Origin of the sequence: Saccharopolyspora soli, from assembly GCF_022678645.1 — a bacterium.
Classification (GTDB): domain Bacteria; phylum Actinomycetota; class Actinomycetes; order Mycobacteriales; family Pseudonocardiaceae; genus Saccharopolyspora; species Saccharopolyspora soli.
This window is the reverse complement of the sequence record NZ_JALBWV010000018.1, coordinates 87,898-107,815: the sequence shown is the minus strand read 5'-3', so window position 1 is coordinate 107,815 and position 19,918 is coordinate 87,898. Positions and strand designations below refer to the sequence as shown.

General features: G+C 69.4%; 21 protein-coding genes. 8 read left to right on the top strand and 13 right to left on the bottom strand.

Annotation, left to right across the window (positions count from 1 at the left end; translation table 11 throughout):
* Positions 1 to 32: 32 nt before the first annotated feature.
* Both MOQ72_RS16030 and MOQ72_RS16025 read right to left on the bottom strand, forming a co-directional pair.
* On the bottom strand, positions 33 to 677 hold the full coding sequence (locus tag MOQ72_RS16030) for a GOLPH3/VPS74 family protein (RefSeq protein ID WP_242184358.1): 645 nt from the start codon (positions 675 to 677) through the stop codon (positions 33 to 35).
* A gap of 224 nt (positions 678 to 901) precedes the next feature.
* Positions 902 to 1,561, bottom strand: coding sequence for a GOLPH3/VPS74 family protein (locus MOQ72_RS16025; RefSeq protein WP_242184357.1), 660 nt, complete (start codon positions 1,559 to 1,561; stop codon positions 902 to 904).
* 351 nt (positions 1,562 to 1,912) lie between these two features.
* Between MOQ72_RS16025 and pdhA the strand changes: the two genes are divergently transcribed.
* From pdhA to MOQ72_RS16010, 3 genes are read left to right on the top strand one after another with little or no spacing between them, the layout of a single operon-like run.
* Positions 1,913 to 3,145, top strand: a complete 1,233-nt coding sequence (gene pdhA, locus MOQ72_RS16020) for a pyruvate dehydrogenase (acetyl-transferring) E1 component subunit alpha (RefSeq protein ID WP_242184356.1) — start codon at positions 1,913 to 1,915, stop codon at positions 3,143 to 3,145.
* The gene (locus MOQ72_RS16015) at positions 3,145 to 4,161 is read left to right on the top strand and encodes an alpha-ketoacid dehydrogenase subunit beta (RefSeq protein WP_242184355.1); all 1,017 of its coding nucleotides are present in this window, start codon (positions 3,145 to 3,147) and stop codon (positions 4,159 to 4,161) included. The genes pdhA and MOQ72_RS16015 overlap by 1 nt, the downstream gene beginning before the upstream one ends.
* A gap of 12 nt (positions 4,162 to 4,173) precedes the next feature.
* Positions 4,174 to 5,484, top strand: coding sequence for a dihydrolipoamide acetyltransferase family protein (locus tag MOQ72_RS16010; RefSeq protein ID WP_242184354.1), 1,311 nt, complete (start codon positions 4,174 to 4,176; stop codon positions 5,482 to 5,484).
* A 101-nt stretch (positions 5,485 to 5,585) separates the two neighbouring features.
* Here the strand turns inward: MOQ72_RS16010 and MOQ72_RS16005 are convergent, their stop codons facing one another.
* Both MOQ72_RS16005 and MOQ72_RS16000 read right to left on the bottom strand, forming a co-directional pair.
* Entirely contained in the window at positions 5,586 to 6,056 is a 471-nt protein-coding gene (locus MOQ72_RS16005) for a pyridoxamine 5'-phosphate oxidase family protein (protein WP_242184353.1), read from the bottom strand.
* Between the two features lie 42 nt (positions 6,057 to 6,098).
* The gene (locus MOQ72_RS16000; RefSeq protein ID WP_242184352.1) at positions 6,099 to 6,332 is read right to left on the bottom strand and encodes a hypothetical protein; all 234 of its coding nucleotides are present in this window, start codon (positions 6,330 to 6,332) and stop codon (positions 6,099 to 6,101) included.
* Positions 6,333 to 6,965: 633 nt separating this feature from the next.
* On the opposite strand from MOQ72_RS16000, the gene MOQ72_RS15995 reads away from it, so the two are divergent.
* Positions 6,966 to 7,181, top strand: a complete 216-nt coding sequence (locus MOQ72_RS15995; protein WP_242184351.1) for a hypothetical protein — start codon at positions 6,966 to 6,968, stop codon at positions 7,179 to 7,181.
* Positions 7,182 to 7,352: 171 nt separating this feature from the next.
* On the opposite strand, the gene MOQ72_RS15990 is transcribed toward MOQ72_RS15995, so the two are convergent.
* Positions 7,353 to 8,561: an acyl-CoA dehydrogenase family protein gene (locus tag MOQ72_RS15990; protein WP_242184350.1), complete on the bottom strand. Its 1,209-nt coding sequence runs from the start codon at positions 8,559 to 8,561 to the stop codon at positions 7,353 to 7,355.
* A gap of 73 nt (positions 8,562 to 8,634) precedes the next feature.
* Positions 8,635 to 9,189, bottom strand: a complete 555-nt coding sequence (locus MOQ72_RS15985) for an SCP2 sterol-binding domain-containing protein (protein WP_242184349.1) — start codon at positions 9,187 to 9,189, stop codon at positions 8,635 to 8,637.
* A gap of 120 nt (positions 9,190 to 9,309) precedes the next feature.
* Between MOQ72_RS15985 and MOQ72_RS15980 the strand changes: the two genes are divergently transcribed.
* On the top strand, positions 9,310 to 9,963 hold the full coding sequence (locus tag MOQ72_RS15980) for a TetR/AcrR family transcriptional regulator (protein WP_242184348.1): 654 nt from the start codon (positions 9,310 to 9,312) through the stop codon (positions 9,961 to 9,963).
* A 13-nt stretch (positions 9,964 to 9,976) separates the two neighbouring features.
* On the opposite strand, the gene MOQ72_RS15975 is transcribed toward MOQ72_RS15980, so the two are convergent.
* Together MOQ72_RS15975 and MOQ72_RS15970 are read right to left on the bottom strand one after the other, a co-directional pair.
* A complete protein-coding gene (locus MOQ72_RS15975) occupies positions 9,977 to 10,801 on the bottom strand; it encodes a MaoC/PaaZ C-terminal domain-containing protein (RefSeq protein WP_242184347.1) in 825 nt (274 codons plus the stop codon).
* Between the two features lie 76 nt (positions 10,802 to 10,877).
* Positions 10,878 to 12,221 carry a 3-oxoacyl-ACP reductase gene (locus MOQ72_RS15970; protein ID WP_242184346.1) on the bottom strand — a complete coding sequence of 448 codons (1,344 nt, stop codon included), beginning with the start codon at positions 12,219 to 12,221 and terminating at the stop codon, positions 10,878 to 10,880.
* 101 nt (positions 12,222 to 12,322) lie between these two features.
* Here MOQ72_RS15970 and MOQ72_RS15965 point away from each other — a divergent pair, with 101 nt between their 5' ends.
* On the top strand, positions 12,323 to 13,600 hold the full coding sequence (locus MOQ72_RS15965; RefSeq protein WP_242184345.1) for an acetyl-CoA C-acetyltransferase: 1,278 nt from the start codon (positions 12,323 to 12,325) through the stop codon (positions 13,598 to 13,600).
* Positions 13,601 to 13,606: 6 nt separating this feature from the next.
* Here the strand turns inward: MOQ72_RS15965 and MOQ72_RS15960 are convergent, their stop codons facing one another.
* Positions 13,607 to 14,914, bottom strand: a complete 1,308-nt coding sequence (locus MOQ72_RS15960; RefSeq protein WP_242184344.1) for a CoA transferase — start codon at positions 14,912 to 14,914, stop codon at positions 13,607 to 13,609.
* Between the two features lie 290 nt (positions 14,915 to 15,204).
* On the opposite strand from MOQ72_RS15960, the gene MOQ72_RS15955 reads away from it, so the two are divergent.
* Both MOQ72_RS15955 and MOQ72_RS15950 read left to right on the top strand, forming a co-directional pair.
* Positions 15,205 to 16,395 carry an ATP-binding protein gene (locus MOQ72_RS15955; RefSeq protein ID WP_242184342.1) on the top strand — a complete coding sequence of 397 codons (1,191 nt, stop codon included), beginning with the start codon at positions 15,205 to 15,207 and terminating at the stop codon, positions 16,393 to 16,395.
* A 537-nt stretch (positions 16,396 to 16,932) separates the two neighbouring features.
* Complete coding sequence (locus tag MOQ72_RS15950; protein WP_242184340.1) at positions 16,933 to 17,298, top strand: inorganic pyrophosphatase; 366 nt, start codon at positions 16,933 to 16,935, stop codon at positions 17,296 to 17,298.
* A 20-nt stretch (positions 17,299 to 17,318) separates the two neighbouring features.
* On the opposite strand, the gene MOQ72_RS15945 is transcribed toward MOQ72_RS15950, so the two are convergent.
* From MOQ72_RS15945 to MOQ72_RS15930, 4 genes are all read right to left on the bottom strand, one after another.
* The gene (locus tag MOQ72_RS15945) at positions 17,319 to 17,753 is read right to left on the bottom strand and encodes an HIT family protein (RefSeq protein ID WP_242184339.1); all 435 of its coding nucleotides are present in this window, start codon (positions 17,751 to 17,753) and stop codon (positions 17,319 to 17,321) included.
* A gap of 153 nt (positions 17,754 to 17,906) precedes the next feature.
* Complete coding sequence (locus MOQ72_RS15940; protein WP_242184338.1) at positions 17,907 to 18,401, bottom strand: SRPBCC family protein; 495 nt, start codon at positions 18,399 to 18,401, stop codon at positions 17,907 to 17,909.
* The gene (locus MOQ72_RS15935; protein ID WP_242184337.1) at positions 18,398 to 18,736 is read right to left on the bottom strand and encodes an ArsR/SmtB family transcription factor; all 339 of its coding nucleotides are present in this window, start codon (positions 18,734 to 18,736) and stop codon (positions 18,398 to 18,400) included. The genes MOQ72_RS15940 and MOQ72_RS15935 overlap by 4 nt, the downstream gene beginning before the upstream one ends.
* A gap of 128 nt (positions 18,737 to 18,864) precedes the next feature.
* Entirely contained in the window at positions 18,865 to 19,815 is a 951-nt protein-coding gene (locus MOQ72_RS15930) for a phosphotransferase (protein WP_308197885.1), read from the bottom strand.
* Positions 19,816 to 19,918 lie beyond the last annotated feature (103 nt).

Below are 19,918 nucleotides of genomic sequence, written 5' to 3'. Positions count from 1 at the left end.
CGGAGCCGATGCGCCGCCACCGGGCGGAACGCTCAGCTGCCGCCCGCGCTGGCGGTCGTGGCGGCCACGGCACCTGCGGTGATCGCAGCGGTAGCAGCGGCGACCACGGCTTCCACCGCCTGGCCGAGCTGTTCGCCCTTGCTGATCTCCTTCAGCCGCTTGCGCTCGGCCCGGTCCAGACCCAGCGACCGGACCAACCCGGTCGCGTGCACCAAGGCGGCGAGCAGCGCCAGCCGGTTGTCGAGTTCGCGCTCCCGGCGGGCGACCGCGCGGATCTCCGCGACCAGCGCCTGCCGTGCGGCGGTATCCGGGAAGTACTTGTCGTACGGGATGAACAGCGCTTTCTTCGGCTCGTGCCGCATCAGGCCGCGCTGCGCCAGCGCGGCGCAGTGCACCTTGCGCACCGAACGCCGGTGCTGGACCAGCCGGGGCGCCGCCACCGGCTTGTTCGCCGATCCGGCCTTCCGCGCCAGGAACGCCATCGACTCGTCGAGCCAGTCGATGCCGCTCGGGCTCGCGTCGAGCACCCGGATCTTCTTGCCGACGAACTCGACCCGGTGCCGCAGCACCAGCTCACCGAGTTCGGCGGCGCCGACGTAGTCGGAGGTCGAGTAGTACGAGCCGTTGTCCTTCTGGAGGAGCAGCACGAACTCCTCGGGCAAGGTCAGTGCGGTCATCCGCCCAGTCTGGCAGCGCCCACCCGCCGATGTGGCCGATTCGGTCGTGGGGGGGGGGAAACGGCGGCCCCCGGGGGGGGGGGCGCGCCCCCCACCCCCCCCCCCCCCCCCCGGGGGGCGGCGGGGGGGGGGTGGGGGGCCCCCCCCCCCGCCCCCCCGGTTGGGCGCCTTCGGCGTGCGCCATATACAAGCCGCCGCCCCGCCCCCCCCCCCCCCCCCGACCCTCACCCGCCTGCCACCACGATGATCGCCGGGATCGCGGTTATCGCCGCCAGCATCGCCGCGACCGCGGTGCCGACGGCATCGCCCAAGTCCTCCCGCTCCGCGATCGCCTTCAGCCCGCCGCGCTGCGCCCGATCGAATTCCAGCAGGTAGACCAGCCCGCTGTGGTGCACCAGCGCGGCCAGCAGCGCCAGCCGGGCATCGACCTGCCGCGCATCGCCAGCGACCTCGCGGAGCTCGGCCAGCAGCGCCGCACGAGTCGTGGGATCCGGGTGGTAGCGGTCGTCGGGCAGCACACCGAGGAACTTCCGCCGCTCGTGCCGCAGCAACCCCTGCTCGACCAGCACCGACCGGTGCGTCAGGAACGCGCCGGTGCGGCACGGCAGCCACCAGGCCAGCTCGATCGGTCGATTGTCGCGCCCCGACCACTGCTGGAACTCCGCCAGCAACCGATCCATCCACGGCAACCCGCTCCAACCAGCATCGACCAGGCGCACCGCCGTGCCGTCCAACTCGATGCGGTCCCGGAGGGCCAGCTCGCCGATCTCAGCCGCGGCGGTCGCCGTGTTCGGATTCGCGCCGACGTAGCACGAGCCGTTGTCCTTGTGCAGCAGCAACGCGAACTCGTCGGGCAGCGTCAGCGGGTTGGCGAACTCGGCCACGCGTCCAGTCTGTCGCATTTTCCGGCTCTCGGACACCGGCCTCGCAATATCGGGACCACGATGGTCCGCAAAGCGTTAGTCGGACCTCCATTACTTCGATGACCTGCGGTTTTCGTCAGATTGGCAGCGAACTACGGTGATCAGGCGGGCGGATGTCCGGTCCAGGCGGGGCCGGGCTGAAACCCTGTGGCAGGGCTCACGAAAGCGGCTGGTTTCGTGCCAGGATGACGGGGAGCGATCCAACGCTCCGGTCGACCGCCCGACCCACCAGGTCACCGGCGGTTCGGGCTGGGGCAGCTGGGCCACTTCGCCACAAGCGGGGTGGTTCGGCGTGACAAGAGGAGATCACACATGTCCCCCGAACAATGGACGCGATCGGGCACTTCATCGGCCACCGAAGGCGCCGCCGGACCCCCTGCCGCTACCGCAGCGAAACCCACACGGGAGCAGGTGATCGCCGGTTTGCGCGCGACGAGCGAAGGTGGGGCTGACCTGGTTCAGCTCCTCACCCCAGAAGGTCAGCGGGTCACGCACCCGGACTTCGACATCGACATCTCCGCTGCGCAGCTGCGCGACCTGTACCGGGACATGGTGCTGGTGCGCCGCGCCGACCGGGAGGCCAACGCGCTGCAACGGCAGGGCCAGCTCGGCATCTGGGTGCCGCTGCTGGGCCAGGAAGCCGCGCAGATCGGCGCCGGTCGAGCGATGCAGCCGCAGGACATGGCCTTCCCCAGCTACCGGGAACACGGTGTCGCCTGGTGCCGCGGCATCGACCCGACGGAACTGCTGGGCATCTTCCGCGGCACCGACCACGGCAGCTGGGACCCGAACACCACCCGCTTCCACCTGTACACGATCGTCATCGGCAACCAGTGCCTGAACGCCGCGGGTTATGCGATGGGCCAGCGCTTCGACGGCAAGGTCGGCGATCCCGACGGCGAGGCCACCGTGGTCTTCTTCGGCGACGGCGCCACCAGCCAGGGCGACGTGCACGAGGCGATGGTGTGGTCAGCGGTCTACGACGCCCCGGTGGTGTTCTTCTGCCAAAACAACCAGTGGGCGATCTCCGAGCCGCTGGAGCGCCAGACCCGCGTGCCGCTGTACCGGCGCGCCAGCGGTTACGGCTTCCCCGGCATCCGGGTGGACGGCAACGACGTGCTGGCAAGCCTCGCGGTCACCAGGTGGGCGCTGGACGAGTGCCGCCAGGGCAACGGCCCGGTGCTGATCGAGGCGTTCACCTACCGGATGGACGCGCACACCACCTCCGACGACCCGACCCGCTACCGGCTGGCCGACGAGCAGGAGGCGTGGAAGCTCAAGGACCCGATCGAACGGCTGCGGGTGCACCTGATCCGCGAGAAGTTCGCCGGGCAGGACTTCTTCGACGGCATCGACGCCGAAGCTGACGAGCTCGCCGCGCGGCTGCGCGAATTCTGCTTCAACATGCCCGAACCACCACCGGCCCGGATGTTCTCCGAGGTTTACGCCGAGGAAACCGCGCAGCTGGCCGCCCAGCGCGAGGAATACCTGCGGTACCTGGCCGGATTCGTCGACGACGAGGCGATGGCAGGAGGTGTGCGCTGATGGCCGCGCCCGCATTGGAACGCCCCACCGCCACGGCAGGCACCCAGACCGTGACCATCGCCAAGGCGCTGAACATGGGCCTGCGCGCGTCGCTGGAGCGGGACCCGAAGGTCCTGGTGATGGGCGAGGACGTGGGCAAGCTCGGTGGCGTCTTCCGGATCACCGACGGCCTGCAGAAGGACTTCGGCGAGCACCGGGTGCTGGACACCCCGCTGGCCGAGTCGGGGATCATCGGCACCGCCATCGGGCTGGCCATCCGCGGCTACCGGCCGGTGTGCGAGATCCAGTTCGACGGGTTCATCTTCCCCGGCTTCGACCAGATCGTCTCCCAGCTGGCCAAGCTGCACTTCCGCAGCCAGGGCAAGGTGCGGATGCCGGTCGTGGTGCGGGTGCCCTTCGGCGGCGGCATCGGCGCCGTCGAACACCACTCGGAGTCGCCGGAGTCGCTGTTCGCGCACATCAGCGGGCTGAAGGTGGTGTCCTGCTCGAACCCGGTGGACGCCTACTGGATGCTGCAGCAGGCCATCGACTGCGACGATCCGGTGCTGTTCTTCGAGCCGAAGCGCCGCTACTACGAGAAGGCCGAGCTCGACCCGACCACGCCGCCGATCCCGCTGTTCAACTCGCGGGTGGTGCGCGCGGGTTCGGCGGTGACCGTGGCGGCGTACGGGCCGATGGTGCGCACCTGCCTCGACGCGGCGACCGCCGCCGCGGAGGACGGGTTGGAGCTGGAGGTCATCGACCTGCGTTCGCTGTCCCCGCTGGACCTGGACCCGGTGTTCGATTCGGTGCGCCGAACGGGTCGGTTGGTGCTGGTCAGCGAGGCGCCAGCGGAGTCGTCGGTCACCTCGGAGATCGCCAGCCGGGTGCAGCAGGAGTGCTTCTACTCGCTGGAGGCGCCGGTGCTGCGCGCGACGGGCTTCGACACGCCCTACCCGCCGAGCAAGTTGGAGGAGGGCTACCTGCCCGACCTCGACCGGGTGCTGGACGTGGTCGACCGTTCGCTGGCGTACTGAGGGAGTCGTTCGATGACGCTCAAGCAATTCCCGCTGCCGGACGTCGGCGAGGGGCTGACCGAAGCGGAGATCCTAGGCTGGCGCGTCCAGCCCGGTGACACCGTCACCGTCAACCAGGTGATCGTCGAGATCGAGACCGCGAAGGCGGCGGTGGAGCTGCCCTGCCCGTGGGCTGGCACGGTTCGCGAACTGCTCGTCGAACCGGGGCAGACCATCGAGGTCGGCTCACCGATCATCACGATCGACCTCGAAGGCGGAGCGGCTGCGGAGCCAGCCGCCGAGGGGTCCGGCAAGATCGGCGAGGAGGCCAACGGCCGGATCGCCACGCTGGTGGGCTACGGCCCGCGCACGACCAGCGCGAGGCGCCGCCCGCGCAAAGGCCAGGCCGCGCCGTCCGTGCAGGTCACGGCGCCGCCCGAGCCGGTCGCCGCACCGCAGGTCGCGCAACAGCAGGGCGGTTACGTGCCGCTGGCGAAGCCACCGGTGCGCAAGCTCGCCAAGGACCTCGGCGTGGATCTGCACGCGCTGGCCGGTTCCGGGTCCGGTGGCGTGATCACCCGCGAGGACGTGACGTCCGCCGCCGGTGGCGCGGTCGTCGGCCTGCCCGCGGCCGAAGCACCGGTCGGGCGGGAGCGCCGGGTGCCGATCAAGGGCGTCCGCAAGGCGACCGCGCAGGCGATGGTGGACAGCGCGTTCACCGCCCCGCACGTCACCGAGTTCCTCACCATCGACGTCACGCCGATGATGGAGCTGCGGGAACGCCTGAAGTCGCACCCGGAGTTCCGGGACGTCAAGATCACGCCGTTGGCGTTCGCGGCGAAGGCCGTGTGCCTCGCGGTCCGCCGGACCCCGGATGTGAACGCCACCTGGGACGAGCCCGCTGGCGAGATCGTCTACAAGGACTACGTGCACCTGGGCATCGCGGCGGCCACACCGCGCGGCCTGGTGGTGCCCAAGGTCCACGACGCCGACCAGATGTCCCTGAAGGAACTGGCGGAGGCCCTGGAACGACTCGCCAACACCGCGCGGGAGGGCAAGACGACCCCGGCGGAGATGGCGGGCGGCACGATCACGATCACCAACGTGGGCGTGTTCGGCGTGGACACCGGCACACCGATCCTCAACCCCGGTGAGTCGGCGATCCTCGCGCTCGGCGCGATCCGCGACATGCCGTGGGTGGTGGACGGCCAGGTGGTGCCGCGCAAGGTCTGCCAGCTGGCGCTGAGCTTCGACCACCGGGTGGTCGACGGCCAACAGGGCTCGAAGTTCCTCGCCGACGTCGGAGCCCTGCTGGCGGACCCCGGCATCGCGATCACGTACTGACCGGAACTAGCCGAACAGCCTGTTAAACCCCCGGTCATGCGGGGGTGATGTTGGCAGGGCACCTTTGGACCGAGCGAGTCGGCCGGAGGTGCCCTGCACCGTCAGGCGCGGTTGAACGTCTGGACGCCCCTGGTCGGTGTCCAGAGGTGGATGACCAGATGGGTCTGGTCGTCGGAGAGACCGGTGGTCGTCACTTCGGTCAGGTCCAGGCGGAAGAGGTGCGAGTCGTTGCTCGGTGGTTCGGCCTCTTCGACCCAGGCGCGGTGCTCGTCGCCGGTGACCTCGACCGCCCGGCCCGCGAGCTTCACGTCCGGGGTGGTCATCGAGCCGTCGCCGGGGTTGGCGTGCAGTGCGAACCGGCCGTCCCGGCGGAGGTCCAGTGCTTTCCTGGCGCCCGGCATGGAGCCGAGCGTGAGGTCCGGGCCGCGCCAGGCGACCTCGGTACCGCTGACCCGGGGCGAGCCGTCCAGGCGCAACGTGGCCAACACATGGTGTTTGGCCGCCTCCAGCCGCGCCTGGACGGTCCTCGCCAATTCCGGAGCCTCAGCAGCGAATTCCTGCCACGTGGTCATGCGCATGATGGTGACACCAGTCACCGACAGCGCCCGGTGGAATCAGTCCCCCTTGCGCCGCCGACCGCCCCGCCGGGACCCGGTGCCCGCCGATGCCGCCACCGGCTCGGCAGGCTCCGCGGCCTCGTCTTTCGCGGACTTCTGCTCGTCGTACTCGCGAAGGAAGTCGAACGCGTGCTGGTCGAAGTCGTGGATGTCGATCTCGGGCAGATCGCCGAGTTCGTCGTGCAGTTCCCGGAAGATCGGTGTCTCCAGGTCAGGGGTGGTCTTGTTCACCGCTTCGCCCTCCCGTTCACTCTCGAAGCTGTGGCCGGGCCGCCGCCCGCGACGGTGTCGCTGGCCGCACCCCGATGCCGAGCCCTCCCCGCGGAGCTCGCTCGGCGCGGTACAGGCGCCACTCGTGCCTGCGCCGCGTCGATGTGACGCACGCCGACGCCGATGATGATCCGGCGACGCCGACATTCATCCGTTCAGACGAACGCCGAAGGTGCACCTGCCCAATGTTTCCCGGGCAAGGACCCACGAAATCGTGCACCTTTCCGGTACAACTCAGGCACCCTTTGTGCAATTCCGCACCGTGGCGAACGCCACTGGGCTCGTGCCCGGCGTGTCGTCGCGACCAGCGCTCCCGCCACCGGTGGAGGTGAATCGCGGCTTCGCCCGGTGGTTGTGCGGACCTAACCGGGCGCCGACATCGCCACCCGCGTCGACGGCTCGATACCACACGCAGGGCGGGCCCAATCCCCTCTGGCCGGTCGTGTTCGCCGCGCGCCGACCACTGCTCGCGATCGAGCGGCGACACCGGTTAACCCGCCTGTTCGGACTATCCGGGCGGCGTGCCGCGGTCGGCTGTCGAACCATCAGGCTCGCCGGGGCACGACGCTCTGGCCCCTGAAGGGAGACATGATCATGGGAAACCGCGTCAAGAAGGCCGTCATCGCCACCGGCTTCGGTCTCGGAATGCTGTTGGCCACGGCTACCCCCGCGCTCGCGGATCCATGGGATGACGAAATCAGCGTCAAGGAATGCTGGTGGGGTGGCGGCGACGTCGTCGTGTCCGGATGGGGCACCCACACGTGCTGGGGTGGCGTGTTCGACGACCTTGAGGTGACCCACTGGAGTTGATCCACGTTGTCGCGGGCCGCACCTCCTCCCTCGGCCCGCGACAACCTGCCCCACGGTGCGAGGGAGGGGCGGTCATCGACCGCTGACCCGAACTCCCAGGACCAAGGGGGCAGCCCCAGCCGGGGCTGCCCTCATCCACGAGATGGCTGGCTCAGCCTCGAACGAAAGCGCTCAGGCGATGTGACGGCCGGAGATGGCCCTGGCCACCACGAGCTGCTGGATCTGCTCGGTGCCTTCGAAGATGTCGTAGATCTTGGCGTCTCGGTGCATTCTTTCCACCGGGTATTCCCTGGTGTAGCCGTTGCCGCCGAGGATTTGGATCGCTCTTTCCGTTGCCCAGGTCGCGACCCTGCCCGCCTTCAGCTTGGACATCGAGCCTTCGCCCGCCGTGAACCCGCCGTTGCGGCCCAGCCACGCCGCTCGCCACACCAGCAGTCGGGCCGCGTCGATCTCCATCCGCATGTCCGCCAGGGTGAACGCGATCGACTGGTTCTCGATGATCGGCCGCCCGAAGGTTTCCCGCTGCTGCGCGTACTCCAGCGCGGTCTCGTAGGCCGCTCGGGCGATGCCGATGGCTTGCGCGCCGACGGTCGGGCGGGACAGCTCGAAGGTCCGCATCGCCGCCTGCGAGCTGGCCTTGCCACCCTCGCTGGCGCGGGCCAGACGTTCGTCCAGCTTCTCCTTGCCGCCCAGCAAGCAGCGGCCGGGCACCCGCACGTCGTCCAGGAACACGTCGGCCGTGTGCGAGGCGCGCAACCCGTGCTTGTGGATCTTGCTCGGCGCCGCCAGGCCCTTGGTGCCCGGTGGCACCACGAACGCGGCCTGGCCGCGCGCGCCGAGTTCGGGGTTGACCACGGCTTGCACGACGTGCACGTTCGCGATGCCGCCGTTGGTCGCCCACGCCTTCTGGCCGTTGAGCACCCATTCGTCGGTGGCCTCGTCGTAGACCGCGCGGGTGCGCATCGCCGAGACGTCGGAACCGGCGCCGGGTTCTGACGAGCAGAACGCCGCGACCTTCGGGTCGCTCGCGTCGCCGTAGCACTGCGGCACCCACTCGGCCAGCTGGTCGGGCGTGCCCGCGGCGAAGATCCCGGCGACCGCCAGGGTGGTGCCGAAGATCGCCATGCCGATGCCGCCGTCTCCCCAGAACAGCTCTTCGTTGGCGATCGGCAGCGACAGGCCGGTGTCGTCGGCCCAGAACGTGGCCAGGGTTTCGAAGCCGTAGAGCCCGATCTTGGCCGCCTCCTGGATGATCGGCCAGGGGGTCTCCTCGCGCTCGTCCCACTCCTGCGCGGCCGGTCGGATGGTTTGCGCGGCGAAGCCGTGCACCCAGTCGCGCAGCTCCCGCTGCTCCTCGCTCAGTTCCAGGGAGAAAGTCATCGTCGTCCTGTCAGTCCTCGTCGTCGAAACCGCGCAGCCGCGCACCCGTGCGAATCGAGTCCGCAACAGCCCTTCATGCCTTGGGGATCTGGAACAGCTTGGTGAGCCCGGCGGCGAACCCGAGGTCACCGGCGACCTTGAGCTTGCCCTTCATGAACAGCATCGGTGCCGAGGCGTTGCCGGAGGTCAGCTTGAGGAATTCGGCGGGCGGCAAGGTGATCGTCACCCTCGGTTCGCGCTGCGGGTCCTTGCTGACCGTGCAGTTGCCGTCGGCGAGCACGCATTCGTAGCGCAGCAGGTCGTCATCGGTGCCGATCCGCCAGCGGACCACGGCCTCGATCGCGCTGGCCTTTTCCGACTTGTAATGCTCACCCATCCGCCGGAAGACCTCGTCGAGGATCCGTTCCCGCAGTTCAGGACGCTGCATCACGGCCTCGATCTGGGCGTCGGAGGCACGCGAGATCAGCCGCGCGAACTGTTCGGGGGCAAGCGCGCCGAGATCCACCGCCGCACCGCTGTCGGCGATCTCGGAGGCGGCTTCCAGCAACGCGACGAACTCCTGCTCGCCGACCTTCCGGGGGTCCACATCGCCGAGGGCGGTGATCGGGTCCGACTCGGGTTGGGGCATCAGCGCGACCTCCATTACCTACTCACGAGTAAGACTACGTTCGAGTAGGTTCGAAAGCAAGCGGCGGAACCGGGCCGATCTGATCTAGCCTGGCGCGAAAAGACCAGCGTAAGAGGTGAAATGGTCGATCGTCAGGACAACGGCCGCCCCCGGTCGCGGCGACTGCCGCGGGCGGTGCGCGAGCGGCAGATCCTGGACGCCGCAGTCGAGGTTTTCGCAACGCACGGCTTCCACACCGCGTCGATGGACGAGATCTCCGAGGTCGCGGGCATTTCCAAACCGATGCTCTACGCCTACCTGGGCGCCAAGGACGAACTGTTCGTCGCATGCATCCGGCGGGAGGCCGCCCGGCTGATCGAGGCGATCAGCACGGCCGTGGAAGCGGGGTTGAGCCCAGCGGAGCAGTTGTGGCGCGGCCTGCGGGTGTTCTTCGAGTACGTGCACCACAACCGGGCGGGCTGGACGGTGCTGCACCGGCAGGCCAACCTCCAGGGTGAGCCGTTCGTCAGCGAACTGGTCGAGTGGCGGGAGCGGGCGACGAACCTGATCGCGGTGCTGCTGGCGCGGGCGACCGAAGGATCGGCGCAGCCGATGCACCCGGAGCAGACCGAGCCGTTCGCGGCGGCGCTGGTCGGTGCGGGCGAGGCGTTGGTGGAGTGGTGGTTCCAGCATCCCGAGCACGCCGCCGACGGCATGGCGATGCGCCTGATGAACATGGTCTGGATGGGCTTCGGCGACCTCGTCGAAGGTCGCTCCTGGTCACCGGACTCCTGAGCGCCGAGGCGGTTCAGCACACCGAGCCCAGCAGGTGGGGTTTGCCGGACCGGGAACGCAGTGCGAAGGTCCAGCCGGTGTCCTGGCGGCGCATCGCGAAGTCCACTGCGGATGGCAACAGCAGCGGCTTGCGGAACTCGACGTCCACAGCGCACGCCTCCGGTAGCCGCTGGGCGAACGCCGCCAGGCACCGCGCCTTCGACCACATGCCGTGCGCGATGGCTCGGGGGAACCCGAACGCCTTGGCCGCCAACGGATGCAGGTGGATGGGGTTGCGGTCACCGGACACCGCCGCATAGCGGCGTCCGGTGTCGCCGGGCACCCGCCAGGTCGCCGTCGGTTCCGCATCCCAATCGCTGCGGTGCGCGGCTTCCGCGGATGACGGGCCGCGCCGCAGGTAGGTGCTGACCTCGCGCCACACCACCGCATCGCCGACGGTGGTCTCGGTGATGACGTCGAACTGCCGTCCCTTGGAGTGCGGGCGCAGGTCCGCCACCCGAACCCGCTGGGTCAGCTCGTCGGTCACCAGCAGCGGTCGCTCCTGGTAGATCGAGTTGGCCACGTGCACCAAGCCGACCAGCGGGAACGGGAATCCGGGGTCAGACATCAGCCGCACCGACAGGCCGAAGGACAGCACGTGCGGATAGGTGATCGGCAGCTCGTCGCGCAGCCCGAACCCGCAGACCCGGTTGTACTCGGCCAGCTGCTCGCGGTCGATGGTGATGCCGCGCCGCAGGTATTCGGTGTCCGGCAGCCGATAGCCCCGCCGACCCGGCCCGGTCACGACCGCCTTGACGTACAGCGCGGAAAGCTTCGGTGCAGTGCTCAGTTCCGGCATCGCAGGTTCCGTTCCGTGGGGAGGTGGGTCGTGAGTGCGTAACCGGCCCGGAGCCCGGTTGAGCACTCACGACTGGTCAGGCGCCCAGCAGGCTCTGGCCGCAGACGCGGACCACGTTGCCGTTCACCCCGGCCGATGCCGGGTTGGCGAACCAGGCGATGGTCTCCGCGACGTCCACCGGCTGACCGCCCTGGGACATGCTGTTCATCCGGCGACCCGCCTCGCGCACGAACAGCGGGACCGCGGCGGTCATCCGGGTTTCGATGAAGCCCGGTGCGACCGCGTTGATGGTGGCGCCGCGGTCCGCGGCGATCCCGGCGGTCGAGCGCACGTGCCCGATCACCCCGGCCTTGGACGCCGCGTAGTTCGCCTGCCCGACGTTGCCCGCGATGCCGCTGATCGAGGCGACGCCGACGATCCGCCCGCCGGGCCGCAGCGGCGACTTGGGCAGCTCGGCCAGCAGGAGTTCGTTGATCCGCTCCTGCGCGGTCAGGTTCACCGCGAGCACCGCGTCCCACTGCTGCTGCGTCATCCGGCCGATCGTCTTGTCCCGCGTGATCCCCGCGTTGTGCACGACGATGTCGAGGCCGTCGTGGCGTTGCGCGAAGTGCTCGGCGATCCGGTCGGCGGCATCGTCGGCGGTGATGTCCAGCTGCAGGGTCGTGCCGCCGATCCGGTTGGCGACCTCGGCGAGATCGCCGCCCTGCGCGGGCACGTCCAGGCACACCACGTGCGCGCCGTCGCGGGCCAGGGTTTCCGCGATGGCCTCGCCGATGCCCCGCGACGCACCGGTGACCAGGGCGATCTTGTCGCGCAACGGGCGTTCCCAGTCGACCTCCGCAACCTCGGCCGGACCGATCCGGATCACCTGGCCCGAGACGTAGGCGGACTTCGCCGAGAGCAGGAACCGCAGCGTCGAGTCCAGTGCGTTCTCGGCGCCTTCGGCGACGTGGACCAGCTGCGCGGTCGCGCCGCGTTTGAGTTCCTTGCCCGCAGTGCGGACGAAACCTTCGAGTGCGCGTTGCGCGGTGGAGGTCCGCGGGTCCGGGTGCGCCTCGGGCGGGGTGCCGAGCACGATCACCCGGCCGCCGCGGTCGGTCTGCCGGATCGTCGGGCCGAAGAACTCGTGCAGTTCGCGCAGCTGGGCGCTGGTGCTGATGCCGGTCGCGTCGAAGATCAGCGCCGCGTAGCGCTGGCCTTCCACGGGCGTGTGGTGCACCTCCGCGCGGACGTCCTCGGTGATCGTCGCGATCGCGTCGCCGAGTCGGGAGTCAGGTGCGCTGCCGACCAGCACCGGCCCGGCGACCACCGGATCACCAGGCCGGTGGCGCCGCAGTGGAGTCGGCGCGGGCAGGCCGAGCCGCTTGACCACCTCCCGCCCGATCGGGGACTGGGTGAACTGCTGGTACCGGTCGGCCATTGGACACTCCCGCGATGTCTGGGACGCGAAGCTCGACGCACAACCTACCCGCGGGTAGGTTGGTTGCCCAGGGAGCATCGCATCAATCAGGGAGTCAGGCCATGGCCACCGTTCGGCGAGTAGCAATCATCGGCGGCAACCGGATTCCGTTCGCGCGTTCCGGTGGTCCCTACGCCCGCGCGGCCAACCAGGACATGCTCACCGCGGCCTTGGACGGGCTCATCGCGCGGTTCGGGCTGCAGGGCGAGCTGATCGGTGAGTTCGTCGCCGGGGCGGTGCTCAAGCACAGCCGCGACTTCAACCTGGCGCGCGAAACCGTGCTGGGTTCCCGGTTGGATCCGCGCACCCCGGCGCACGACGTGCAGATGGCCTGCGCGACCGGTCTGGAATCCGTGGTATCGGTGGCGAACAAGATCGCGCTCGGCCAGCTCGACGTCGGGATCGCTGGCGGGGTGGACTCGGCCAGCGACGCGCCGATCGCGCTCAACGACGACCTGCGCCGCGTGCTGCTGCGGGCCAACCACGCCAAGTCCGCGGCCGGGCGGTTGAAGGCGCTGACCGGGATCCGACCGCGGCAAGTGGTGCCGGAGATCCCGCGCAACGCCGAGCCGCGCACCGGCCTGTCGATGGGTGAGCACGCCGCGAAGACCGCGCTGGCCTGGGAGATCGGCCGCGAAGCGCAGGACGAGTTCGCCGCCCGCAGCCACCAGCGGCTCGCCGCTGCCTACGAGCGCGGCTTCTTCGACGACCTGATGACCTCGTTCCAGGGCCTGTCCAAGGACCAGAACATGCGTCCGGACAGCTCGGTCGAGAAGCTCGCCAAGCTCAAGCCGGTCTTCGGCCGCGGCGAAGGCGCGACCATGACGGCGGGCAACTCGACGCCGCTGACCGACGGCGCGTCCACCGTGCTGTTGGTCAGCGAGGAGTGGGCCGCGCAGCGCCGACTTCCGGTGCTCGCCTACCTCGTCGACGCGGTCTCCGCCGCGGTCGATCACGTCAGCGGTGCCGACGGGTTGCTGATGGCCCCGGCCTACGCGGTGCCGAAGCTGCTCGACCGGGCGGGCCTGGAGCTGGGCGATTTCGACTTCTACGAGGTGCACGAGGCGTTCGCCTCGCAGGTCCTGGCGACCCTGAAGGCGTGGCAGGACCCGGAGTTCTGCAAGGCCCGGCTCGGTCGGGACAAGCCGCTGGGCGAGATCGACCCGGCCAAGCTCAACGTCAACGGCTCGTCGCTGGCCGCCGGACATCCTTTCGCGGCGACCGGCGGACGCATCGTGGCCACCCTCGCGAAGTTGTTGGCGGAGCAGGATTCGGGTCGAGGTCTGATCTCGATCTGCGCGGCGGGCGGCCAGGGCATGACCGCCATCCTCGAACGCTGATCGCGGTCACCAGCGGGGTTCATCGGTGCCGTAGGAGTGCAGGAACGGCCAGGTCAGGGGTTGTCCGTCGATCCGGCCAGGTGGGGTGACCGCGGTGATCCGGCCGTCCGGGGAGTCGAGTTCGGCCAGCCAGCGCTGGACATCTGTCGGCACGCTCGGCCGCTGCTCGCGCGGTTGGCCGAGCAGCCAGTGCGCGGTGCGGGCCAGGGATAGTTCGCGCAGCCAGGTGCCGCCCGTTTCGGACTGGCGGCGCAGCCCGTCGAGTGCCGCTGCCGCGCAGAGATAACCGGTGCCGTGGTCGAGCAATTGGCAGGGCAGCGCACCTGGCCGATCACCGGTCGACGCCACGACCGCGATACCGGATGCGGCCTGCACGATGCTGTCGAAACCGCGCCGCTGGCCCCACGGCCCAGAACTCCCCCACGCCGACAGCGTCACCACCACCAGGCCGGGGTGCTGCTCGGCGAGTTCTTCGATCCCGAACCCGAAGCGCTCGAGGGCTCCCGGTCGGTAGCCGTGCACCAGCACATCCGCCTGGTCGAGCAGTTCGTGCAGCCGCACGAGGGCTTCCGGGGTGTTGGCATCGAGCATCGCGGTGCGCTTGCCGAGCAGCGTGTCGTAACTGCCCGGCCGTTCCGGGCGGTGCGGCGGGTCGATGCGCAGCACGTCGCCACCGAGCGCCGCGAGGAATCGGGTGCACACCGGCCCGGCGATCACCCGCGTCAGATCCAAGACCCGAAAGCGATCTTCCCTGCTCCGGGGTGCGGCGTCCCCGACCCGACGTGTTTCGACGAGTTGCCGCGAGGCCACCGCCCAGCCCGGCGGTTCGGCCTGCCACTGCGCCGGAGTCCGCACGGCCGCTGCGATCCCGCCGGACGCGACCACACGGGATTCCACCTCGCGCGCCGGGATGTCCGCGATCGCGGACCCCACCGCTGCGACGTCGTCGGAAGCGTCGAGCGCGCGCAACAACGCTGCGCGGTGCCAGGGGTAGTTGCCGTGGGTGCGAACCCAGCCGTCGGCTGCCCGCCAGAACCTGGACATCGGCGCGAAGCCGTTCAACGCGGGCTCGCCGTCCAACCGGAGGTGGGCTTCGCTGCGCACCGCAGTGGCGACGTGCCCGGTGGCGAGCTCGACCGGCCGCCGAGTCGAGGTGAGCAGCGCCGCGCCGACGCAGGCGATCGCGGTGTCCTCCACCGGAAGCCGCGAGTCGAGCTGCCCGAGGTCGCCGACCACGCACAACTCGGCGGGGTCGCGATCCACCCCCAACGCTTCCAATGCTTCTGACAGGGGTTTCCGCCACTGCGTCGTCATGGCCCGATCCTCGGCTCCCGGCTTCGGCGGCGCATCGGACTCCGGTCGAATCCCACAGTTGGCCGAGCGACGGCGCTGGAGCACTACATCGGAAAATATTGAGCTATATAAAAATTCCACTAGATAAACGGATAACGTCAGATTCCAACCGAGCTGGTCTTTCGAGATGCGGAACAAGACTGCTGTCGCCCCGCTCGGCGGTGCGCCGGACTTCGGTTGCGCGGGACACGCCCATCGGGGTTTCTCGCGGAATATCGAATCAGCGCTAGACGACTGGATAAAGTCCGAGGATGGACCCGGTCCGCAACCCCTTCGCCCCCGGCGCCGGACAGCGGCCCCCCGAACTGGCCGGTCGGGACCGCGAGGTCGACGCCTTCGAAGTCGTGCTCGAACGAGTCGCCCGCGCCCGCCCGGAACGCAGCCTGGTGCTCACCGGACTGCGCGGCGTCGGCAAGACCGTGCTGCTCGGCGAGCTGCGGTCGATGGCGGTCCGGCGCGGCTGGGGCGCGGGCAAGGTGGAGGCCCGCCCGGAGGCCGGGCTGCGCCGACCGCTGTCCGCCGCGCTGCACCGCGCGATCCGCGACCTCGCGGTCCGGCACCGCGCGCCGGACCGCGTCGAGGAAGTGCTCGCCGTGCTGAAGGCGTTCGCGCTCAAGGCGAATCCGGACGACGCGAAGCTGCGGGACCGCTGGCAGCCCGGCATCGACGTGCCCGCCGCCCAGGGCCGGGCCGACTCCGGGGACATCGAGATCGACCTGGTCGAGCTGTTCACCGAGGTCGCCGAGTTGGCGGCGGACGTCGGCACCGGTATCGCGCTGCTGATCGACGAGATGCAGGACGTGCCACCCGCGGACGTCTCGGCCCTGTGCGCGGCCTGCCACGAGCTGTCCCAGTCCGGGGCGCCGCTGGTGGTCGTCGGTGCGGGTTTGCCACACCTGCCCGCGGTGTTGTCGGCCAGCAAGTCGTACTCCGAGCGGCTGTTCCGCTACGTGCGGATCGACCGGCTGGACCGCTCGGACGCCGACCGCGCCGTCGTCGCGCCCATCGAGCGCGAGGCGGCCGAGATCACCTCGGACGCCCTGGACGCGCTGTTCTCGATCTCGGGCGGCTACCCGTACTTCGTGCAGGCGTACGGCAAGGCGACCTGGGATGCGGCGGTGCGCACCGAGATCAGCGACGAGGACGTGCGACTGGCGGCGCCCGAGGCGGAATCCGAGCTCGCGGTCGGCTTCTTCGGCTCCCGCTACGAACGGGCCACGCCCGCCGAACGCGAGTACCTGCGCGCGATGGCGGAACTGGTCGAGGGCCGCGACGAACCCGCGCCGACGGCCTCCATCGCGGAATACCTGGAGCGCCGACCTTCCTCGCTGTCCCCGGCGCGGGACAGCTTGATCAAGAAGGGCTTGGTGTACTCCGGCGAGCGCGGCCTGATCGCGTTCACCGTCCCGCACTTCGGCCGCTACCTGCTCACCCAGGAGTAGCGACTGTCCAGAGCAATGCTTTTCCTGGCGGTACGGGGGGCGCTGTGGGATCCCGACGTCATGCGCTACCGACTTCTAGCGCTATCTAGCTGGATCGCTAGATATTCGTATAGGCACTGATTCGGACGGTCGGGCATCGCTGGGTCGGTTGAATTTGACGTGACCTAAGACACATGCCGATGGGTGTGTAACGGGAGGCCGTGGGTCGTCGATATGCAGGATGACCCCGCGGTGCTGTCGGACCCCCGACCTGGCAGCATCGCGGGGCTTTCCAATTCCGGCGCGCCTGCCGGATTTCGGGCACTCGCCCACCCACCAGCTGACAACCCGTCGCCCCGGGCGTTATTCCCGGATGCCTCGGCGATCCGTCAGCACGGGACACGTTCGACGAAGGGAGGTTGCGAATGGAAGTGGTCATCGTGCTGGTGAGCACCCTCGTGCCCGCCCTGGCAGCTACCGCCTACTACGTCCTCGACCGAAGCAGGCGCTGACCGCTGACCAGGCGTGGCGATACCGCGGTCGCTTCCCGGAGGATTCGTGTCCGACTTCTTCGCCATCCTCGACGAGCTCGCCGCCAGCTCAGCCGTGGCCGTGGACCGTAGACGAGCTCAGCCGCATCCGCACTTTCCCGGCGTGACCTACCCGCTGGACTACGGCCACCTCGCGAACACCCGCGCGGTTGACGGAGCCGAAGTCGACGTGTTCATCGGCAGTGCCAGCGGACGGGGCGTGGTTGGCGTGCTGCTGACGGCTGACCGGCAGAAACGCGACGTCGAGCTGAAGGTGCTGCTCGACTGCACGCCGGAGGAAGCGGAACTCGCACGCCGTTTCTGCGCGGAGGTCCTGAAGATCGGCGGACATCTCGTCGAACGCGGCGCGAGTGCGCCCGGCCGGACGAACTGACGGTGGCGGTACCAGCCGCGTCACGAGGTTGGGGCGGCGAGGGCTTTGCGCAGCACGGCAGCGGTTTCGTCGAGCTCGCTTCGGGTCCGTTCGCGCCAGTCCGCGGCGATGCGGAAACCGTCGCCGACGAAACGCGGGAACACGTGCAGGTGAGCGTGGAAGACCTCCTGGAACGCCGCTGCCCCGTCGGCCAGGAACAGGTTGATGCCGTCGCACCGAAGCCCCGAGCGGCGCAGTGCCCTGGCGAGCTGGTGGCCGACCGCCCAGACCTGCTGGCCGTCCGCCACGTCGAGGTCTTCCAGCCCAGCGGCATGCGTCTTCGGCACGACCAGCAGGTGTCCGGGCGTCACCGGTCGAAGGTCCATGAACGCCAGCACGTCGGCGTCGTCGTAGACCACGCTGGACTCCGCTTCGCCGCGCACTATCGCGCAGAACACGCACTCGCCGTCACGCATTTGCCCTCCGTGCTGCTGTCCGATCGCGACCACGATGGCAGCACAGTGCCAGGAACAACACCGAAGAACGCAGTGGAGCGAAGCGGAACCGTAAGAGCCCGTCCTGGAACTTGGACTCGCGCACGGCGCGGTCACCGTGCGCGAGTGCGCTGTTCAGGCTTCGGTGCCGGTGAGCAACTCGTCGATCTGGCCCATGGCCAGTCGCAGACCTTCCTCCATGCCCATCGCGAGCAGTTGCTCCAGCTGTTCGGTGGTGGTGAAAGCGCTGACGCTGACCATGCGAGTTCCCGTTCCGGTCGCCTCGAACGTCACCGTGGTGTGGACGGGATCCATCGTGGTGACGGGTTCGCCGTTCTCGTCGGCGAAGCCGTCGTCGAACTCCAGGTGGTGCGGCGCGTCGATCGCGGTGATCTGCCACCAGCCAGGTGCCTTCTCACCGTCGGGGCCGGTCATGTAGTACCGCGAGCGACCGCCGACGGTGAAGTCGTGCTGCTCGAAGGTCGCGGGCCAGGTGGGCGGGCCCCACCAGCGTTCGAGCTGGCGCGGGTCCTCCCACACCTGCCAGATGCGTTCGACCGGCGCGTCGAATTCCGCGACGAACGTCAGGGTCAGCGCTTCCGCGTCCTTCTGGGTGCTGATCACGGTCATCGTTCAGTCCTCGTCTCTCGGTCCTCGGACAGGATTTCTTCGATGCTTCGGGCGCGGTGGCGCCAGATCTGCTCGTACTCGTCGAGCAGGCGGGCGGCTTTGTGCAGGATGTCGGGGTTGCCGCGGACCAGCTGCTCCCGTCCGCGCCGATGTTTGGTGACGAGCAAGGCCCGTTCCAGCACCGCGACGTGCTTCTGCACTGCGGCGAAGCTCATGTCGTACCGGCGTGCGAGCGAGGAGATCGACTGTTCCTGCCGCAGCACCTGCACGACGATGTCCCGGCGGGTCGCGTCGGCGAGGCCGTGGAAAAGGCGGTCCACCTCGTCGGCATCCATCTGATCTACAACCACATGGTTGTACGTTAGCGACCGCGGCCACCACGCGCAACCGGCGCGGCGTGCGGTGTGTTTACTCCGTGAACACCACCGGTGTGGGATCGGCCGCTTCGCGAGTGCTTCGGCGGTCAGTCGTCCAGGCCGCCAGCGAACGGCATCGTCCGCCATTGCTCGATGGCGGGTTTCAGCGCCTCCGCGAGCATGGGCAACTGCGGCGTGAACGCGAGGCACGCCACCGTCCGGGACATGCCCACGGCGGTGACGACGCGAAGCAGGCGCTCGTCCAGCTGACGCAGCCCTCGGCGCTGCGCGGCGGAGTTGTACGCGGCCTCGCAATCGGGACCGAACAACGCCAAGTCCCATTCGACCGGTCCGAGCGTTACCAGCTCGAAGTCGGCGTACAGCGCGCCGTCCGGCGTGGCGACGATGTTGACCACGGGGGCGTCCCCGTGGATCGGCTGGACGTCGATTCCCGGAAACGCCGCCTCGAATCCGGTACGCGAGCTGACAACGGGTTCCAGGACCTCCCACTCCCGTCGCGCGCGGTCGAGATCGGCCGGGGCGATGAGGTCAGGACGTGCTTCGAGGGCGGCAAGACCCTCCGCGACCATCTTCGGTTCGGCCGCTGACAGGAACGGCAGATCGCGCGGATAGTCGCGCAGCGCGGCGTGCAGGTCGGCGATCAGGCTGGCGTTGTGCACGAAGTCGGGCTCGGCGCTGTTGTCCAGTTCGACGAACTGCCAGAACGTCATCGAGAAACCGTTGTGCCGCACGGGTTCCCGCGGCACGAGCGGACTCGGTGGAATCACCGGGGTGCCCTGTTCCGCGAGCCACGCCACCACATCGAGCTCCACCTGCTGCCGCGCCGCCTGGGTGTGCAGGTCGGCGTACGACGGCAGGACGGTGGGCACCCGGACCACCACCGGTGACGGCGCGAGGTGCACGACAACCGAGAACATGTCGTGGAGCACGGTCGCGTCGGTCACCGTGAGCCCGAGATCGCGACCTGCGGCGATAGCCGCGTCGAGAGCACGTGACGTGCGGGCGGCGAGCTGGCCGGGCGTCATGGCTGCTGGCACGTCGGTGATCCTGTCACGCCGCGCAGACCGGATCGACGAGTTAAACGAGACCTGGTCGAAAGCCGGACCGTGACGACCGACTCAGCAGGGCTCCCCCACGGAA

Bases quoted from the DNA above. Each gene is read 5' to 3' on its own strand.
- MOQ72_RS15955 (WP_242184342.1), top strand. From the start codon at position 15,205: ATGGACCCGGTCCGCAACCCCTTCGCCCCCGGCGCCGGACAGCGGCCC.
- MOQ72_RS16015 (WP_242184355.1), top strand. From the start codon at position 3,145: ATGGCCGCGCCCGCATTGGAACGCCCCACCGCCACGGCAGGCACCCAG.
- MOQ72_RS15985 (WP_242184349.1), bottom strand. From the start codon at position 9,189: ATGCCCCAACCCGAGTCGGACCCGATCACCGCCCTCGGCGATGTGGAC.
- MOQ72_RS16030 (WP_242184358.1), bottom strand. From the start codon at position 677: ATGACCGCACTGACCTTGCCCGAGGAGTTCGTGCTGCTCCTCCAGAAG.
- MOQ72_RS15960 (WP_242184344.1), bottom strand. From the start codon at position 14,914: ATGACGACGCAGTGGCGGAAACCCCTGTCAGAAGCATTGGAAGCGTTG.
- MOQ72_RS15980 (WP_242184348.1), top strand. From the start codon at position 9,310: ATGGTCGATCGTCAGGACAACGGCCGCCCCCGGTCGCGGCGACTGCCG.
- MOQ72_RS15940 (WP_242184338.1), bottom strand. From the start codon at position 18,401: ATGACCGTGATCAGCACCCAGAAGGACGCGGAAGCGCTGACCCTGACG.
- MOQ72_RS15990 (WP_242184350.1), bottom strand. From the start codon at position 8,561: ATGACTTTCTCCCTGGAACTGAGCGAGGAGCAGCGGGAGCTGCGCGAC.
- MOQ72_RS15975 (WP_242184347.1), bottom strand. From the start codon at position 10,801: ATGCCGGAACTGAGCACTGCACCGAAGCTTTCCGCGCTGTACGTCAAG.
- MOQ72_RS16005 (WP_242184353.1), bottom strand. From the start codon at position 6,056: ATGACCACGTGGCAGGAATTCGCTGCTGAGGCTCCGGAATTGGCGAGG.
- MOQ72_RS16010 (WP_242184354.1), top strand. From the start codon at position 4,174: ATGACGCTCAAGCAATTCCCGCTGCCGGACGTCGGCGAGGGGCTGACC.
- pdhA (WP_242184356.1), top strand. From the start codon at position 1,913: ATGTCCCCCGAACAATGGACGCGATCGGGCACTTCATCGGCCACCGAA.
- MOQ72_RS15945 (WP_242184339.1), bottom strand. From the start codon at position 17,753: ATGCGTGACGGCGAGTGCGTGTTCTGCGCGATAGTGCGCGGCGAAGCG.
- MOQ72_RS15935 (WP_242184337.1), bottom strand. From the start codon at position 18,736: ATGGATGCCGACGAGGTGGACCGCCTTTTCCACGGCCTCGCCGACGCG.
- MOQ72_RS15995 (WP_242184351.1), top strand. From the start codon at position 6,966: ATGGGAAACCGCGTCAAGAAGGCCGTCATCGCCACCGGCTTCGGTCTC.
- MOQ72_RS15970 (WP_242184346.1), bottom strand. From the start codon at position 12,221: ATGGCCGACCGGTACCAGCAGTTCACCCAGTCCCCGATCGGGCGGGAG.
- MOQ72_RS15965 (WP_242184345.1), top strand. From the start codon at position 12,323: ATGGCCACCGTTCGGCGAGTAGCAATCATCGGCGGCAACCGGATTCCG.